This is a genomic window from Alsobacter sp., from assembly GCF_059501845.1.
Genome location: NZ_JCACDK010000018.1, coordinates 1,744,755 through 1,759,027, shown reverse-complemented (window position 1 = coordinate 1,759,027; position 14,273 = coordinate 1,744,755). Strand labels below are relative to the sequence as shown.

At 65.9% G+C, this 14,273-nt stretch carries 11 protein-coding genes and 1 pseudogene; 9 read left to right on the top strand and 3 right to left on the bottom strand.

Annotated features, from left to right (window positions below; genetic code table 11):
* Nucleotide 1 precedes the first annotated feature (1 nt).
* Together AC5JCN_RS23175 and AC5JCN_RS23170 are read left to right on the top strand one after the other, a co-directional pair.
* A complete protein-coding gene (locus AC5JCN_RS23175) occupies nt 2-832 on the top strand; it encodes a carbohydrate ABC transporter permease (RefSeq protein ID WP_495757452.1) in 831 nt (276 codons plus the stop codon).
* A 14-nt stretch (nt 833-846) separates the two neighbouring features.
* A complete protein-coding gene (locus AC5JCN_RS23170) occupies nt 847-1,851 on the top strand; it encodes an ABC transporter ATP-binding protein (protein ID WP_495757451.1) in 1,005 nt (334 codons plus the stop codon).
* A gap of 79 nt (nt 1,852-1,930) precedes the next feature.
* On the opposite strand, the gene AC5JCN_RS23165 is transcribed toward AC5JCN_RS23170, so the two are convergent.
* Nucleotides 1,931-2,989 carry an AraC family transcriptional regulator gene (locus tag AC5JCN_RS23165; protein ID WP_495757450.1) on the bottom strand — a complete coding sequence of 353 codons (1,059 nt, stop codon included), beginning with the start codon at nt 2,987-2,989 and terminating at the stop codon, nt 1,931-1,933.
* A 151-nt stretch (nt 2,990-3,140) separates the two neighbouring features.
* Between AC5JCN_RS23165 and AC5JCN_RS23160 the strand changes: the two genes are divergently transcribed.
* From AC5JCN_RS23160 to AC5JCN_RS23130, 7 genes are all read left to right on the top strand, one after another.
* Nucleotides 3,141-4,532, top strand: coding sequence for an FAD-binding oxidoreductase (locus AC5JCN_RS23160; RefSeq protein WP_495757449.1), 1,392 nt, complete (start codon nt 3,141-3,143; stop codon nt 4,530-4,532).
* A 120-nt stretch (nt 4,533-4,652) separates the two neighbouring features.
* Entirely contained in the window at nt 4,653-5,039 is a 387-nt protein-coding gene (locus AC5JCN_RS23155; protein WP_495757448.1) for a DUF302 domain-containing protein, read from the top strand.
* A gap of 28 nt (nt 5,040-5,067) precedes the next feature.
* The gene (locus tag AC5JCN_RS23150; RefSeq protein WP_495757447.1) at nt 5,068-6,672 is read left to right on the top strand and encodes an MBL fold metallo-hydrolase; all 1,605 of its coding nucleotides are present in this window, start codon (nt 5,068-5,070) and stop codon (nt 6,670-6,672) included.
* Between the two features lie 181 nt (nt 6,673-6,853).
* Entirely contained in the window at nt 6,854-8,086 is a 1,233-nt protein-coding gene (locus tag AC5JCN_RS23145; protein ID WP_495757446.1) for an ROK family protein, read from the top strand.
* An 89-nt stretch (nt 8,087-8,175) separates the two neighbouring features.
* Entirely contained in the window at nt 8,176-10,767 is a 2,592-nt protein-coding gene (locus AC5JCN_RS23140; protein WP_495757445.1) for an ATP-binding cassette domain-containing protein, read from the top strand.
* Nucleotides 10,764-11,810 (top strand): ABC transporter permease, encoded by a 1,047-nt coding sequence (locus tag AC5JCN_RS23135; RefSeq protein ID WP_495757444.1) that lies wholly within the window; start codon nt 10,764-10,766, stop codon nt 11,808-11,810. The genes AC5JCN_RS23140 and AC5JCN_RS23135 overlap by 4 nt, the downstream gene beginning before the upstream one ends.
* A gap of 19 nt (nt 11,811-11,829) precedes the next feature.
* The gene (locus tag AC5JCN_RS23130; RefSeq protein ID WP_495757443.1) at nt 11,830-12,834 is read left to right on the top strand and encodes a rhamnose ABC transporter substrate-binding protein; all 1,005 of its coding nucleotides are present in this window, start codon (nt 11,830-11,832) and stop codon (nt 12,832-12,834) included.
* A gap of 88 nt (nt 12,835-12,922) precedes the next feature.
* Here AC5JCN_RS23130 and AC5JCN_RS23125 read toward each other — a convergent pair.
* Nucleotides 12,923-13,213 (bottom strand): annotated as a pseudogene (locus AC5JCN_RS23125) (winged helix-turn-helix domain-containing protein); the annotation flags it as partial.
* A gap of 85 nt (nt 13,214-13,298) precedes the next feature.
* Nucleotides 13,299-14,264, bottom strand: a complete 966-nt coding sequence (locus tag AC5JCN_RS23120; RefSeq protein WP_495757442.1) for a TAXI family TRAP transporter solute-binding subunit — start codon at nt 14,262-14,264, stop codon at nt 13,299-13,301.
* Nucleotides 14,265-14,273 lie beyond the last annotated feature (9 nt).

The window sequence follows — 14,273 nt, the reverse complement described above, 5'->3', positions numbered from 1 at the left end:
CATGGCCCGCGCAGTCACTCCGGCCCGGCAAGCGGTCGTCACCGTCGCAGCCTGGCTCGTCGGTCTGGTGATCTCGTTTCCCATCATCTGGATGGTTCTCACGAGCTTCAAGACGGAACTGGAGGCGTTTTCGCTTCCTCCGAAGTTCCTCTTCTTCCAATGGACTACCGAGAACTACGGGATCGTCCAGGAGCGGAGCGACTATCTCCACCACGCGATGAATTCGATCATCATCGCGGGCGGCTCGGTCCTTCTGGCGCTGTTCATCGCCGTTCCCGCAGCGTGGGCCATGGCTTTCGCGCCCAGCAAGCGCACGCGGGGTACCCTCCTGTGGATGTTGTCCACCAAGATGATGCCGCCGGTCGGCGTCATGGTTCCCATCTACCTCTTTTTCCGCGACTGGGGACTGCTCGACACGCGAACCGGCCTGGTCGGACTCCTGTGCCTCGGCAACCTCCCCATCGTGGTGTGGATGCTGTTCACTTACTTCAAGGAAATTCCGAAGGACATTCTCGAGGCGGCGCGGATGGACGGGGCGACGATCGGCAAGGAGCTGATCTACGTCCTCACCCCGATGGCGATACCCGGGATCGCTTCAACTCTTCTGCTCAATTTTATCCTGGCGTGGAACGAGGCGTTCTGGACGCTGGTCCTGACGACGTCGAACGCAGCGCCTCTTACGGCTTTCATCGCCTCCTACTCGAGCCCGGAAGGCCTCTTCTGGGCGAAGCTCTCGGCTGCCTCGACCCTCGCAATCGCGCCGATCCTGGTGCTCGGCTGGTTCAGCCAGAAGCAGCTCGTGCGAGGCCTCACCTTCGGCGCCGTCAAGTAAGTCAGGGGTCCCCCATGGGCAGCATCGTCCTCCAGAACGTCCGCAAGTCTTTTGGGTCGATCGACATCATCAAAGGCATCGACCTGACGATCGAGGACAAGTCGTTCGTCGTCTTCGTCGGCCCCTCGGGATGTGGAAAGTCCACGCTGCTGCGGCTGATCGCGGGTCTTGAAGACATCTCGTCGGGGCGGATCCTGATCGACGGCGTGGACGTGTCCAACCTGCCGCCAGCACAGCGCGGGCTGTCGATGGTGTTCCAGTCCTATGCGCTTTACCCGCACATGACGGTGCGCTCGAACATCGGCTTCGGGCTCAAGATGGCGGGCATGTCGAAGGAGCAGATCGCACCGAAGGTACAGGCCGCTGCAGCCAAGCTCAACCTGACTGAATATCTCGACCGACGCCCCGGGCAGCTCTCCGGTGGCCAGCGGCAGCGCGTCGCAATCGGCAGGGCGATCGTCCGTGAGCCGAAGGCCTTCCTGTTCGACGAGCCGCTCTCCAATCTCGACGCCGCCTTGCGCGTGCAGATGCGGCTGGAGATCGCGACCCTGCAGAAAACCCTCGGGACCACCGCCGTCTACGTGACCCACGACCAGGTTGAGGCCATGACCATGGCGGACAAGATCGTGGTGCTCAGCGCCGGCAAGGTCGAGCAGTTCGGCTCGCCGCTCGAGCTCTACGAGCGGCCGGCGAACACTTTCGTCGCCGGGTTCATCGGATCTCCCAAGATGAACCTGATCACCCAGCCTGCCGCCACGTCGCAGTATCAGGCAGCAACGATCGGGGTGCGACCCGAACACATCAAGGTGGCAAAGGATGGCCCGGGCTGGCCGGGACGAATTGCCCTGGCTGAACATCTCGGCAGCGACACGTTCTTCTACGTCGACAGCGATGCCGGACAGATCACCGTCCGTGCCGCGGGAGAACTCGGGTTCGTCACCGGCGATGTCGTGAAGCTCCAGCCGGACCCCGATCGCATTCACCGGTTCGACAAGAACAATTTGGCGATCAGGAACTGATCTCTCAACGGGATCGTCGAGCAGCCCGAACACCCCGTCAGCGCGATTGGCATCCTGCAGGACGCTTTGAACGGGACTATTACGACGCCGGCTCCGGGCCGTGATCCAAAACTTCAGGTGCGTTACTCGGGGGCTGCCTCGCTCTTAGCTCTTCGGCTTGCATGGGAAACCTTACCGGTGCGCGATGGCGCCGCCACTCACCCGGTGGACGCCCCACGTGGCGCTTGAACGCGCGGTTGAAGGCAGCTTCGCTCTCGTAGCCAACCTCGGCGCCGACCTGGGCGATGCTGATGCCGGCGTGATCCAGCAACTGGGCGGCGCGCTGCATGCGCCATCGCGAGGCGTAGTGGGTTGGTCCGACCCCGATGAAGTGCGCGAAGCGTTCCGCCAGGACCGTCCGCGACAGGCCGACGCTCCGCGCCAGTTCGGCCAGAGGAATGTGCTCGTTGGGCCGGCTGTGAATGATCTGCAGCACCTTGCCGACATGCGGATCCCGCAGTCCGCTCAGCCAACCTCCCGAGTGCTCCGGAAGACGCTCGACATAGTGCCTTACGGCTTCCACGAACATCAGCTCGCTTGCCTTGGCCAGGATCGTCTCTCCGCCGTTGCGCGACGTGTTGCTTTCGTCGCAGGCCAGCTTGATCAGCCCGAGCCACATGCTGCGGGATGCGTCGTACGTGGTGTGCAGCACCCGGGGCAAAGCGTCGAGCAGCGGGTTGAAGGGGTGCGCGTCGCATCCGAGATAACCGCAGACGAAGTGGCATCGCGCCCCGCTGCTGCCGGTCTGGTGCAGCACGAATGGAAGCTGCCTGTCATTGGGCTTGTAGTAGAGGGCGTAGTCAGGATCGGCGCGCATGCCCGGCAACGAACTCAGAACGTTGGCATCGCCCCGCGGAAAGATGATCGCGTCGCCCTCCGACAGCCGGACCGGTCCCTCTCCCGCCTCGGTGCTTTCGGCCCAGCACGATCCCTCTAGAAGGACATGGAAGTTGATGACGTGCTCGGAGCGCGGCATCACCGAGCCCGCGATAGACGCCGTCGGCGGGGACTGTCCTACCCACGGCGGGAAGAACACCATGTCGAAGAAAATGGCGCCGTTCAGCCTGACCGTCTGAAGCACTTCCGAGAGCACGTCCATGGGCCAACTCCGCACGGAAAGAGTTTGGCGGCGATATGCATACCGAAATCACGGCGAGCGCCGGACGGGGGAGCAAGGATGGCGGACGCGCGAGCATACACCCACCCCGGCAAGGCTCCTAACTTTCGATGGTCACCAAGGGAGGTCCGCCATGAAGGACGCCATCGCTGAATTTGCCGGACAATTCAGAGGCACAACGATCAAGTTCGGCGAAGCCGACTATGATCGGAGCTGCAAGCTCTACAACGGCATGATCGACAAGCGCCCGCGTCTCATCGCCCGTTGCGCCGACGTGGCAGACGTGATCGCTGGCGTCCGCTTCGGGCGCGAACACGGCCTCGACATCGCGGTTCGCGGAGGGGGGCACAACGGCCCGGGTCTCGGCAGTTGTGACGATGGAGTCTGCCTCGACCTCGGAGCAATGACAGGCGTCCGCGTCGATCCCGCCGACCGCACCGTGCGCGTGGGCCCCGGCTGCACACAGGGCGACGTCGACCATGCAACCCATGCCTTCGGTCTGGCCGTCCCGGCCGGGATCGTATCGACGACAGGCATCGCGGGGCTGACGCTTGGTGGAGGCACGGGATATCTGACCCGTCAGTATGGGCTCACGATCGACAATCTTCTGGAAGCGGATGTGGTGCTGGCGGATGGCAGCTTTGTCACCGCGAACTCTCAGTCGCATCCCGACCTGTTCTGGGCGCTCCGGGGAGGCGGCGGCAATTTTGGCGTGGTAACCAGCTTCCTGTTCAGGGCCCATCCCGTCTCGACGGTGTTCGCCGGTCCAGTGCTGTGGAACCAGAGCTATGCCGGCGACCTGCTGAGGGCCTATCGTGACTTTTGCCCCAGGGCGCCGGAGGAACTTGGCTGCTTCCTTGGCCTGAAGACCGTTCCGTCCACCGACCCCTTCCCGCGCGAGCATTGGGGAACGCGCGTCTGCGGCCTGTTCACCTGCTTCAACGGTCCGGAGGATGCGGGCCATGACGCCATGCGGCCGATCATTTCGGCCATGCCGGCGCCCCTCATAGACTGGCGGAGCATGATGCCGTTTCCGGCATTGCAGAGCCTCTTCGACGGCCTGCTGCCAGCCGGCTTGCAGTGGTACTGGAAGGGAGATTTCGTATCAGAGCTGACGGACGCGGCCATTGCCGTTCATCTCGACCACGCATCGAGGACGCCCAGCGAGCTCTCCCTGATGCATCTCTATCCGATCGATGGAGCCGCGGCGCGGGTCGGCCCGCGGGAGACCGCATGGTCGGCACGCGGCGGCGGATGGTCGATGGTGATCACCGGTGTCGATCGCGATCCGCAGAAGGCCGGAGCGCTGAAGACCTGGGCGAGGGCATACTGGTCCGACATCCATCCCCACGCTGGGGAGGGCGCCTACGTCAACTTCATGATGGACGACGAGGGCGCCGCCAGAGTGCAGGCCAGCTATGGCGGGAATTTCGAGCGTTTGCGCGCCATCAAGCGGGTCTACGACCCCGACAACGTCTTCCACGTCAACCAGAACATCCCGCCGGCGGGCACCCCGGTTCATTGACGGGAAGCGCGCCGGGCTGATCGCCTCGGGCCCTGCCCGGCCGCAACCCACCTTGTGACCGATCAATGCAAAGCGTTCCGGAGACGGCCAGGATGCGCTGCGTCACGCATGGAGGCTCCCGTGGAATACACATCCCATCGGACCGTACACGGCCCGTTTGATCGGGTCGTCGCGCGGGTTGTCGAGGCACTCAAGGCTGAAGGCTTCGGCGTGCTCTCCGACATCGACATCCAGGCCACGCTGAAGGCAAAGCTCGGCGAGGACGTGCCGCCCTATCGGATCCTCGGAGCCTGCAATCCGCCACTCGCGCACGCGGCGCTCACCGCCGAACCCAGGGTGGGCGTCATGCTGCCGTGCAACGTCGTGGTGCATGAGATCGGCGACGGCGACGTCGAGGTGGCCGCGATCGACCCGGCTGCCGCCATGCAGGCGATCGGCAATCCCACGCTCGACGGCATCGCGAAAGAGGTCGGAGCGCGCCTCGCCCGTGTCGTTTCGTCCGTCTGACGGACGACCAAGACGGAAGGATCCGGAGATGCTTCGCCTGCACTTCCACGGCGCCGCGCAGGGCGTCACCGGGTCCTGTTTCCTGCTGGAATCGGATCAATCGCGCCTGCTCGTGGATTGCGGTCTTTTCCAGGGGTCGAAGACGGAAAAGGAGCTGAACTACAGGCCGTTCCCGTTCCGCCCCGCGTCCGTCGATGCCATGGTGCTCACCCACGCGCACATCGATCACAGCGGGCTGATCCCGAGACTGTTCAAAGAGGGCTTCGCTGGACCCCTGCATTCCTCGCCGGCCACTGCGGACCTGTGCTCGGTGATGCTGCCGGATTCCGGGCACATCCAGGAGATGGAGGTGATGCAGCTCAACGGGCGCAATGCCCGCCGAGGCCGGGCCGCCGCCGTCGAGCCGATCTACACGGCCGAGGACGCCAAGGCATGCCTGCGTGTCTTCAGGCGCCACGAGGTGGGGCAGTGGTTCGACGCCTGCGCGGGCGTGCGCGCCCGGCTCTGGAACGCCGGCCACCTCCTCGGGTCTTGCTCGGTGGAACTCGAGGTGACGGACGAGGGCCGGCTGACGCGCCTGCTGTTCTCGGGCGACCTCGGCCCTGCCCAGAAGCTGCTCCAGTTCGATCCCGAGGCGCCCGCCGGCATCGACTATGTCGTCTGCGAATCCACCTACGGTGACACGCTGCGAGATACCGTCGACCCCGGGCGGCGCCGTGCCCTGCTGCGCGACGAGGTGATCGCCGCACGGCACGGAAATGGCGGGGCGCTTCTGATCCCGGCCTTCGCAGTCGAGAGGACGCAGGAACTTCTCCTCGATCTCGTGGCCCTGATGGAAGAAGGAGACGTTCCCGACGCACCGATCTTCATCGACTCACCGCTCGCGACACGGGCGAGCGAGGTGTTCGCGGCCCATGCGAATGGCATCGAGAACGGGAAAGCGCTCGTATCTGCCCTGAATTCGCCCCGCGTGCGCTTCACCGAAACCGTCGAGCAGAGCAAGGCCATCGGCCGGGTGAGCAGCTTCCATGTCATCATGGCGGCGAGCGGCATGTGCGAGGCAGGCCGCATCCGGCATCACCTCAAGGACTGGCTCTGGCGCAAGGACGGCACGGTTCTTCTCGTGGGCTTCCAGGCGCAGGGCACCCTGGGGCGCATTCTTCAGGACGGCGCGAGCCGCGTCCGCATCCAGGGCGAGGATATCGAAGTGCGCGCCCGCATCCGGTCCCTCGACCTCTACTCCGGCCATGCCGATGCCGGGGAACTGACGGCCTGGGTCAAGGGACGCCTCCCGATACGGGCGAACCTGTTCCTCGTCCATGGCGAGGAGGCGGCCATTGCAGGTCTGGGCAGGAGGGTTTCGGCCTTCCTCCGACCCGGACAGGTCGTCGTCCCCGCGCTCGACGCCGTCTTCGCCCTGACGCCGGACGGCGCTGCCGAGAGCGAGGCTCCCCGCCGCATGGCACCCGAACAGGTGGCCCGGCTCGATTGGCACAACGACCTGTCGAGGCTGATGATCGACATCGACGAAGCGGTCCGCGCGGCCGCCGACGAGCGTGCACGTCGCGCCGTGATCCGGAAGATCAGGCGCGCGCTCGCGGATGACGGGCCCGCGGACCTGGACCGGTCCTGACGAGCGTTACGGTCTGCGTGTCGACAAAGGTCTCACCCGCCAGCAGCACACGGCCTCCGTTGCCGTCCCCGCTCCTTTCAGTCCAATTGATAATGCAATTGGATGAATTTATTGTCGAGCTCAGAAACTGATGTTGAGCTTGAGCTGAGCCAGTTTCGGGGAACCGCTTCAGGGATCCGCGATGACACGCAAGGGCAGCAATTCGGTCCAGGTGAGACGCTACAACGAGCGCGTCGTCCTCGAGGCGTTGCGTCGCCTCGGCAGCGCATCCAAGGCGGATCTGGCCCGGTCTGCACACCTCACGCCGCAAGCCGTGGCGGGCATCGTGGATGGGCTGGAAGCTGCCGGCCTCGTCGAGATGAGGGGCCGGAGGACGGGTCTGGTCGGCCAGCCCTCGGTGATGTTCAGCCCTGCTCCGGACGGGGCATTCGCCATCGGCCTGCACGTCGGCAGGCGGGCGCTGGACGCGGTCCTCGTGGACTTCACGGGAAGCGTGAGGCGGCTCGAATCCTTCGAGTACGACCACCCCGAGCCGCGCAGCATCGGCCGGCTCGCGACGTCCTACGTGGACACGCTGGCGGCTTCTCTGCCGCCCGCCCTGCGCGAGCGTATCGTTGGCGTCGGCGTTGCCATGCCGTATTTTCTGGGGGGATGGGCAGACGAACTCGGCTTTCCGCCCGCCATCGCCAACTCCTGGATGAACTTCGACCTGAAGGCGCATCTGAAGGAGCGAATTGATCTGCGCGTCTTCTTCGAGAACGACGCATCCGCAGCGGCCACGGCAGAGCTCGTCTATGGGCGCGGTCGCCAGTTCAGGACGTGGATCTATTTGTCGATCAACACCTTCATCGGCGGAGGGCTGATCCTGAAGGGCAATCTGGAGACGGGGCCGAACGGCAACGCGGCTGCCTATGGACCCTATCCGGTAGGACCCTCGCGCCTTTCGACCGTGCCGCGTCCACAAGGGCCTTTCGAGATCCTCCTGCGGCGCGCCTCGATATACGTGCTCATGAAACATCTCCGGTCCAACGGCGTCGCGATCAACCGGGCCAACGATCTTGTGGAGTTGGGCGACGCTGCCGAGCCCTATCTGGGCGAGTGGATCGACGACTGCGCCGATGCACTGGCACAGGCGATCGTAGGGTCGATCGCGGTTGTCGACGTGGAGGCGATCGTGATCGACGGAATCCTGCCCCGCGCCATTCTTGAGCGCACAGTTCGGGCGGTGAATGAGCGGTTTGGTGCAATCATGCCCGCAGGACTGTTCGCGCCGGCGATCGAGGTCGGCACGATTGGGAGGCATGCTGCAGCGGTAGGGGGCGCCATCCTGCCGCTCTACGCCCTTTTCTCGCCGGACAGCAACATTCTGCAGAAGTTGGAGCACCGGCGTCCGGCTCCCCTGATCCCCGTCTGAAGCTGGCCCTGCCCCGGTCGCGCTTGACGGACCTCACTCGCTCAATATAACAAATTGCTTTAATAATCTGTCCGGGAGCGAGATGCCCAATGACGCGCGTGTCGCTCGAGGCGAAGTCAGACCATTTCGCTTCCAAGGTGGATAGGACACCGGGCGACGTGGCGGCAGGCCTCTCGCACGCGACCAAAGTCTTCGGCGGCACTGTCGCACTGCGCGACGCAAGCTTCGACCTGCGTGCAGGCGAAGTCCTCGCCTTGCTGGGAGAAAACGGCGCCGGCAAGAGCACCTGCGTCAAGCTGCTCGCCGGGGTGTACCGCCCGGACGAGGGCACGGTTGAGATCGGCGGCAAGCCCACGGACCTCGCCTCGCCGCTCGATGCCCAGGGGCAGGGCATCAGCGTCATGCACCAGCATCCCGGTCTTTTCCCCGACCTCTCGGTGGCGGAGAACATTTTCATCGGCCATGCGCCGCTGACCCGGATCGGCTTGCTCGATGACAGCGCGATGTCGGCCGAGACTCAGGCGCTGCTGGACACGGTGGGATTGGCCTGCCGCCCGGACCAGCGCCTCGGCGCGCTGAGGACGTCCGAGCAGCAACTCGTCGAGATCGCCCGGGCCCTGTCGTCCAAAGCGCGCGTCCTGATCATGGACGAGCCGACCGCCGCGTTGTCGCAGCGCGAGGTCGAGAAGCTCTTCGCGGTCGTCGACCAGCTGCGCCGGCGCGGCGTGGCGATGATGTTCGTCGGCCACCGCATGGACGAGATCTTCCGGATCGCCGACCGCATTGCGGTCCTGCGCGACGGTCACCTGATCGGGGTGGAGCGCGCGGCAGACCTCGGCCGCGACCGTGCCGTCGAGATGATGATCGGCCGCCCGCTGAGCACTGTCTATCCCGCCCGGGAAGCGGCACTCGGAGAGATTGCGCTCGAGGTCGAAGGTTTGTCGCGAGAGCCCGCTTTTCGTGGCGTATCGCTGACGGTGCGCAAGGGAGAGGTGGTCGGGCTCGGCGGCCTCGTCGGGAGCGGAAGGACCGAGATTGCGCGGGTCCTGTTCGGCATCGACCAGAGGACAGCCGGAACCGTTCGCCTGCACGGACAGGACTGCGCGTTCTCATCTCCGGCCGAGGCCATGCAGGCCGGTATCGCCTATGTGTCGGAGGATCGGCTCGGGCAGAGCCTCGTGATGGACTTCCCCATCCTCGCGAACGCGTCACTGCCCGTCATCGCCGAGGCGACGCTGGCGGGGCTGGTCATGCGCAAGCGCGAGCTCGCCCTGGTCGAGCCGCACCTCACGAGGCTCAAGCTCAGGTTCCGCAGCCTGGACCAGCCCGTGAAGACGCTGTCCGGCGGCAACCAGCAGAAGGTGGTGCTCTCCAAATGGCTCGCGACGCAGCCGAGTCTCCTGATCCTCGATGAGCCCACGCAGGGCATCGACGTCCAGACCAAGGCCGAAGTGCACGCCATGATCGCGCAACTGGCGCGCCAGGGGATCGCAATCCTGCTGATCTCGTCGGAGCTCCCCGAGCTGATCGGGATGTGCGACCGCGTCGTGGTCCTGCGCGAGGGATCGGTCGCCGCGACCCTATCGGGCGGAGACATCGACCAGTCCCGCATCATCCGCGCAGCCACCGACATCGATGCCGCGCCACCGCGAGACAAAGGACCCGCCAGCCCGGACGCGGAGGTCCGCGAGGACGCGTCGGCTCCTTCCGTGCTCCGGCAGATCCTGGCGCGCCGCGAATGGGGACTCGCCTGCGCCATCGCGGTCGTCGTCGTCCCGGTCGCGCTGCTGAATCCCCGCATCTTCAGCGGGGCGAACCTGTCCTCTCTCGCCATGGACGCAGGGCTGCTGGTGATTGCCGCCGTCGCCCAGATGGTGGTCATGCTCACCCGCAACATCGACCTCTCCGTCGCCTCCGTCATCGGACTGACGGCCTACGGCTCGGCCGCCTTCATGCATACGCATCCAGATGCACCTGTCCTCCTCGGCGTGCTCGTCGCCCTTCTCCTCGGGGCCGGATGCGGGCTGGTGAATGGCCTGGTGGTCACGATCGGCAGGGTGCCGTCGATCGTCGTGACGCTGGGAACGCTCTCCGTCTACCGCGGGCTGAACTCGATCTGGGCCGGCGGCCATCAAATCAGCGCGGACCAGGTGCCCCAGGACTGGCTCGACCTCACGACGGCGTCGGTGCTCGGCGTGCCCGCCGTCCTGCTCATCGCTGTCGCCGTGATGGCTGCGGCGGGGCTGCTGCTCCGCCGGGCCCAGGTCGGGCGCGAGCTGTTCGCGATCGGATCCAATCCTGATGGGGCCAGGCTGATCGGCATCCGCGCCGGGCCGCTCGTGCTCGCGGCCTTCGTCCTGGCAGGGGCGCTGGCCGGTCTCGACGGGGCACTCTGGGCATCGCGCTACGCCACGATCGATGCGCGGGTCGCCACCGGCTACGAGCTGACCGTGATCGCGTCGGTCGTCGTCGGGGGTGTCGCCATCCGCGGCGGCTCCGGTACGGTGCTGGGCGTGCTGCTGGGTGCGCTGACTCTGCTGATCATCCGCAACGGGCTGACGCTCGTGCGCGTCGATCCGCTCTGGCTGCAGGGCGTCTACGGCCTCGTCATCCTCGTGGCCATCGCAGTCGATGCGTATGTCGCCCGGCGCTCGGCGCGCCGGAGGAGCGCCGCGCCATGACGAGCGCGGGTGCACGCCTGATCCGGATGGTCGCGAGCTGGGACGGGCTGCTGTTCTGCCTGACAGCGGCCGTGCTCGCCTATGCCTGCCTCCACCTCGACACCTTCGCCACCTCGTTCAACATTTCGCAGGCGATCGCCGGCAGCGCCGAGCGCGCCCTCATCGTGCTGCCGATGACGCTGCTGATCATCGCCCGCGAGATCGACATCTCCGTCGCAAGTATTCTGGCGCTGTCGAGCGTGGTGTTCGGGCTCTGCATCCAGGCCGGGACCGGGCTTCCCCTCGCCACCGCGGCCGGCCTGCTCTGCGGCGTCCTCTGCGGCGCTCTCAACGGCGTGCTCGTCGCCGGGCTCGGCCTGCCGTCCCTCGTCGTCACGCTGGGCACGCTGGCCATGTTCCGGGGCCTCGGCTACATCGCGCTCGGCTCGGCGTCCGTGAACATCTTCCCCGACAGCTTCACCGACTTCGGAATCGACACCGTGCTCGATTCCGCCCTGCCCTGGACCATCGTCCCGTTTCTGGTGCTGGCTCCGCTTTTCGCCCTCGTGCTCCACGCGACACCGCTGGGGCGGCGGATCTACGCCATCGGCGGCAACCCGGATACCGCGCTCTATTCGGGCGTGAACGTCGCGCGGATCCGCTTCGGCCTCTTCGTCCTGTCCGGCCTCGTGTCCGGACTGGCCGGGATCGTGTTTACGGCGCGTCTGGCGAATGCCCGGGCAAACAACGCGCTCGGCCTGGAGTTCGACGTGATCACGGTCGCGCTGCTCGGCGGCATCAGCGTCTTCGGCGGGCGGGGCAAGCTGTCAGGCGTCTTCCTCGCGCTCGTGCTCGTGGCGGCGCTGCGCAACGTACTCGGCCTGAACCAGATCGGCGGCGATGCCCAGGGCGTGATGATCGGCCTGCTGCTGATCGGCTCGCTGCTCGCCAGCAACCTCGCCGAAGGGTCGTGGTCGGCCCTGGCAGGGCGCTTTCGTTCTCTGCAACCCGGCGGACCGAATTCGGGCGGCCGGCCGGGACCCTCCCGAACACCCCCGAACTGAACACCAGAGGAGACGCACCATGACGATCATCCGCAGGCTCGTGCCCGTTATCGCGACGGGGTCCCTCCTGCTCTTCAGCGCGAGCGCCTTCGCACAGCAATGCGCAAGCGGGCCGGTCACGGTGGGGCTGCTGCCCAAGCTCGACACCGATCCCTACTTCCAGGTCGCCAAGACCGGAGCCGAGGAGGCGATGGGAGAGATCGGCGGGAAGGTGATCCAGCAGGCGCCGTCTCAGGCGACGGCCGAGGCCCAGATCGAGTTCATCAACAACCTCGTCGCGCAGAAGGTCGACGTAATCGCAATCGCCGGCAACGATGCCAACGCCGTCGCCCCGGCGCTCAAGCGCGCTGCAAAGCAGGGCGTGCGCGTCATCTCCTACGACTCCGACGTTTCCGCCGACGCCCGCACGGTGTTTCTGAATCAGGCGAAGGGCGACAGCCTTGCCGAGATGATGCTGGAAAGCATGGGCCAGATGATCGGCTACGAGGGTGACTTCGCCATCCTCTCGTCGACGCCGACCGCGACGAACCAGAATGCCTGGGTCGACTTCATGAAGGCGCGCCTGAAGGAGCCCAAGTACTCCAAGATGAAGCTCGTCCAGGTCGCCTATGGCGAGGAGAGCGAGCAGGTGAACCAGCAGCAGGCGCTCGCCCTCGTGCAGGCGTTCCCGTCGCTCAAGGGCATCATCATCCCCGCCGGCATCGGCCTGCCTGCCGCGGCGCGTGCCATGGAGCAGGCGGGATCGCTCGGCAAGGTCAAGCTGACCGGACTGGCCCCCGCGACGCTCATCAAGAAATACATCGAGAACGGCACCGTCCAGGACATCTGGTGGAACGTGAAGGATCTCGGCTACCTGACGTACTACGCGGCCCAAGCCGTCGCGCAGTGCAAACTGACCGGCAAGGACGGCGAGTCGTTCAAGGCGGGACGGCTGGGTGATTACAAGGTCGGTGCAAAGGGCGAGGTGGTGCTCGGACCGGCGCAGATCGTGACGCCGAAGAACGTCAACGAGTTCAAGTTCTAGGCCTGCACTCTGCTGCGCTTTGATCGGTCAGGCGTGATCAGGACCGGCGCAGACAGTGCGCCGGTCCGGGCGGATGTTACTCCGTCTGCTATCCCCCCAGCCGGTACCCGATCCCGGGCTCGGTCACGATCAAGGCGGGATCGTCCGGGTCGCGTTCCAGCTTGGCGCGGAGCTGGCCTACATAGACGCGCAGGTACTGGGTGTCGTCCTCGTGCGCCGGGCCCCAGACCGCCTTCAGGATCTGGCGGTGCGTGACGACCCTGCCGGCATGCCGGGCGAGGAAGGCGAGGAGGTCGAACTCCCGCGGCGTCAGTCGGACGGCTGCGCCGTCCATCGGGACACGATGGGCGGGCACGTCGACCTCCAGTCCTCCGGCGCGGTACCGACGAGTCCAAGAATCCTCGACAGGATCGTCGCGCTGCCGCAGGTCGCGTGGCCCGTTCCGGCGGGCCGGCCCCGCGCGCTCACCTGACCACCGCCGCACTCGAGCCTGCCTTCGCAGGGAAAGGCTTGATGCCGAAGGTCGCCGCCGGGTCCGAGATCTCCTTCCAGCCAGCCTGGTAACGGCCTTCCTGGAAGTCCTGCAGATGCTGCAGCAGACAGGTCTTCAGGGCTCCGACCTGGCTGCCGATCGTGCCGTCCGGCTTGAAGGGCCGCGTCACCAGCACATTGGGCGTGGCGAGGAACTTCAGGTTGAGTGCACCAAGGTTCTGGTAGGTCCGCTTGACGACGAGGTTCGGTACCTGCGGGGTCAGGTCGTAATCGACAAGGGCGAGGCCGCTGCTTGCCGGGATGCGGGAGATCGCCGGCAGCGGCCAGCCGCCGAGAGTGAAGATGGCCTGCGCCTCGCCGGCGCGAAGCAGGGCAATGGCCTGCTCGTCCGTATCGGCCGCCAGAATCGTCATGCCGTAGCCCAGCTGGTCTTCCAGCGAGCGCGCCATCTGCTGGGCGGTCCCAACGGCGGCGATCTTCAGCCCCTTGAGATCGGAAAAGCGGCGCACGATCTTATGCTCGCCCGTGTAGGGAAGAGCCACGCCTCCCACGACCGTCGCGCCGACGAGCGACCCATCCACCAGGGCCAGGACATGCAGCAAATTGTTGTGAAGCGGCATTACCGCCTGCAGGCCGGCAATGTTGTCGTCGACCCTCATCGCTTCCAGCACGTCAACCTGCACGATGCCGAGGTCAGCCTCGTTTGCCGCGAGGAGGGACAGATTCTGCGTACCGCCGGCGGACGGCAGGGCGCAGATCCGGACCGTTGATCCGCAGGCGGCCTGCATGTCGCGGATCATCAGGGCGTAGACCTTGCCGCTGGGACCGCCTGCTATCCTCAGATCACATCCGTCGTCGGCCGTTTGTGCGCGAAGCGCCGCCGGAGAGGAGACGAAGGCCAGGCTGGCTGCAGCCAGTGCGACTATGTAACGAAGCATGATGTCCTC

Coding starts and splice junctions, on each gene's coding strand:
- AC5JCN_RS23175 (WP_495757452.1), top strand. CDS start 2: ATGGCCCGCGCAGTCACTCCGGCCCGGCAAGCGGTCGTCACCGTCGCA.
- AC5JCN_RS23170 (WP_495757451.1), top strand. CDS start 847: ATGGGCAGCATCGTCCTCCAGAACGTCCGCAAGTCTTTTGGGTCGATC.
- AC5JCN_RS23165 (WP_495757450.1), bottom strand. CDS start 2,989: ATGGACGTGCTCTCGGAAGTGCTTCAGACGGTCAGGCTGAACGGCGCC.
- AC5JCN_RS23160 (WP_495757449.1), top strand. CDS start 3,141: ATGAAGGACGCCATCGCTGAATTTGCCGGACAATTCAGAGGCACAACG.
- AC5JCN_RS23150 (WP_495757447.1), top strand. CDS start 5,068: ATGCTTCGCCTGCACTTCCACGGCGCCGCGCAGGGCGTCACCGGGTCC.
- AC5JCN_RS23145 (WP_495757446.1), top strand. CDS start 6,854: ATGACACGCAAGGGCAGCAATTCGGTCCAGGTGAGACGCTACAACGAG.
- AC5JCN_RS23140 (WP_495757445.1), top strand. CDS start 8,176: ATGACGCGCGTGTCGCTCGAGGCGAAGTCAGACCATTTCGCTTCCAAG.
- AC5JCN_RS23135 (WP_495757444.1), top strand. CDS start 10,764: ATGACGAGCGCGGGTGCACGCCTGATCCGGATGGTCGCGAGCTGGGAC.
- AC5JCN_RS23130 (WP_495757443.1), top strand. CDS start 11,830: ATGACGATCATCCGCAGGCTCGTGCCCGTTATCGCGACGGGGTCCCTC.
- AC5JCN_RS23120 (WP_495757442.1), bottom strand. CDS start 14,264: ATGCTTCGTTACATAGTCGCACTGGCTGCAGCCAGCCTGGCCTTCGTC.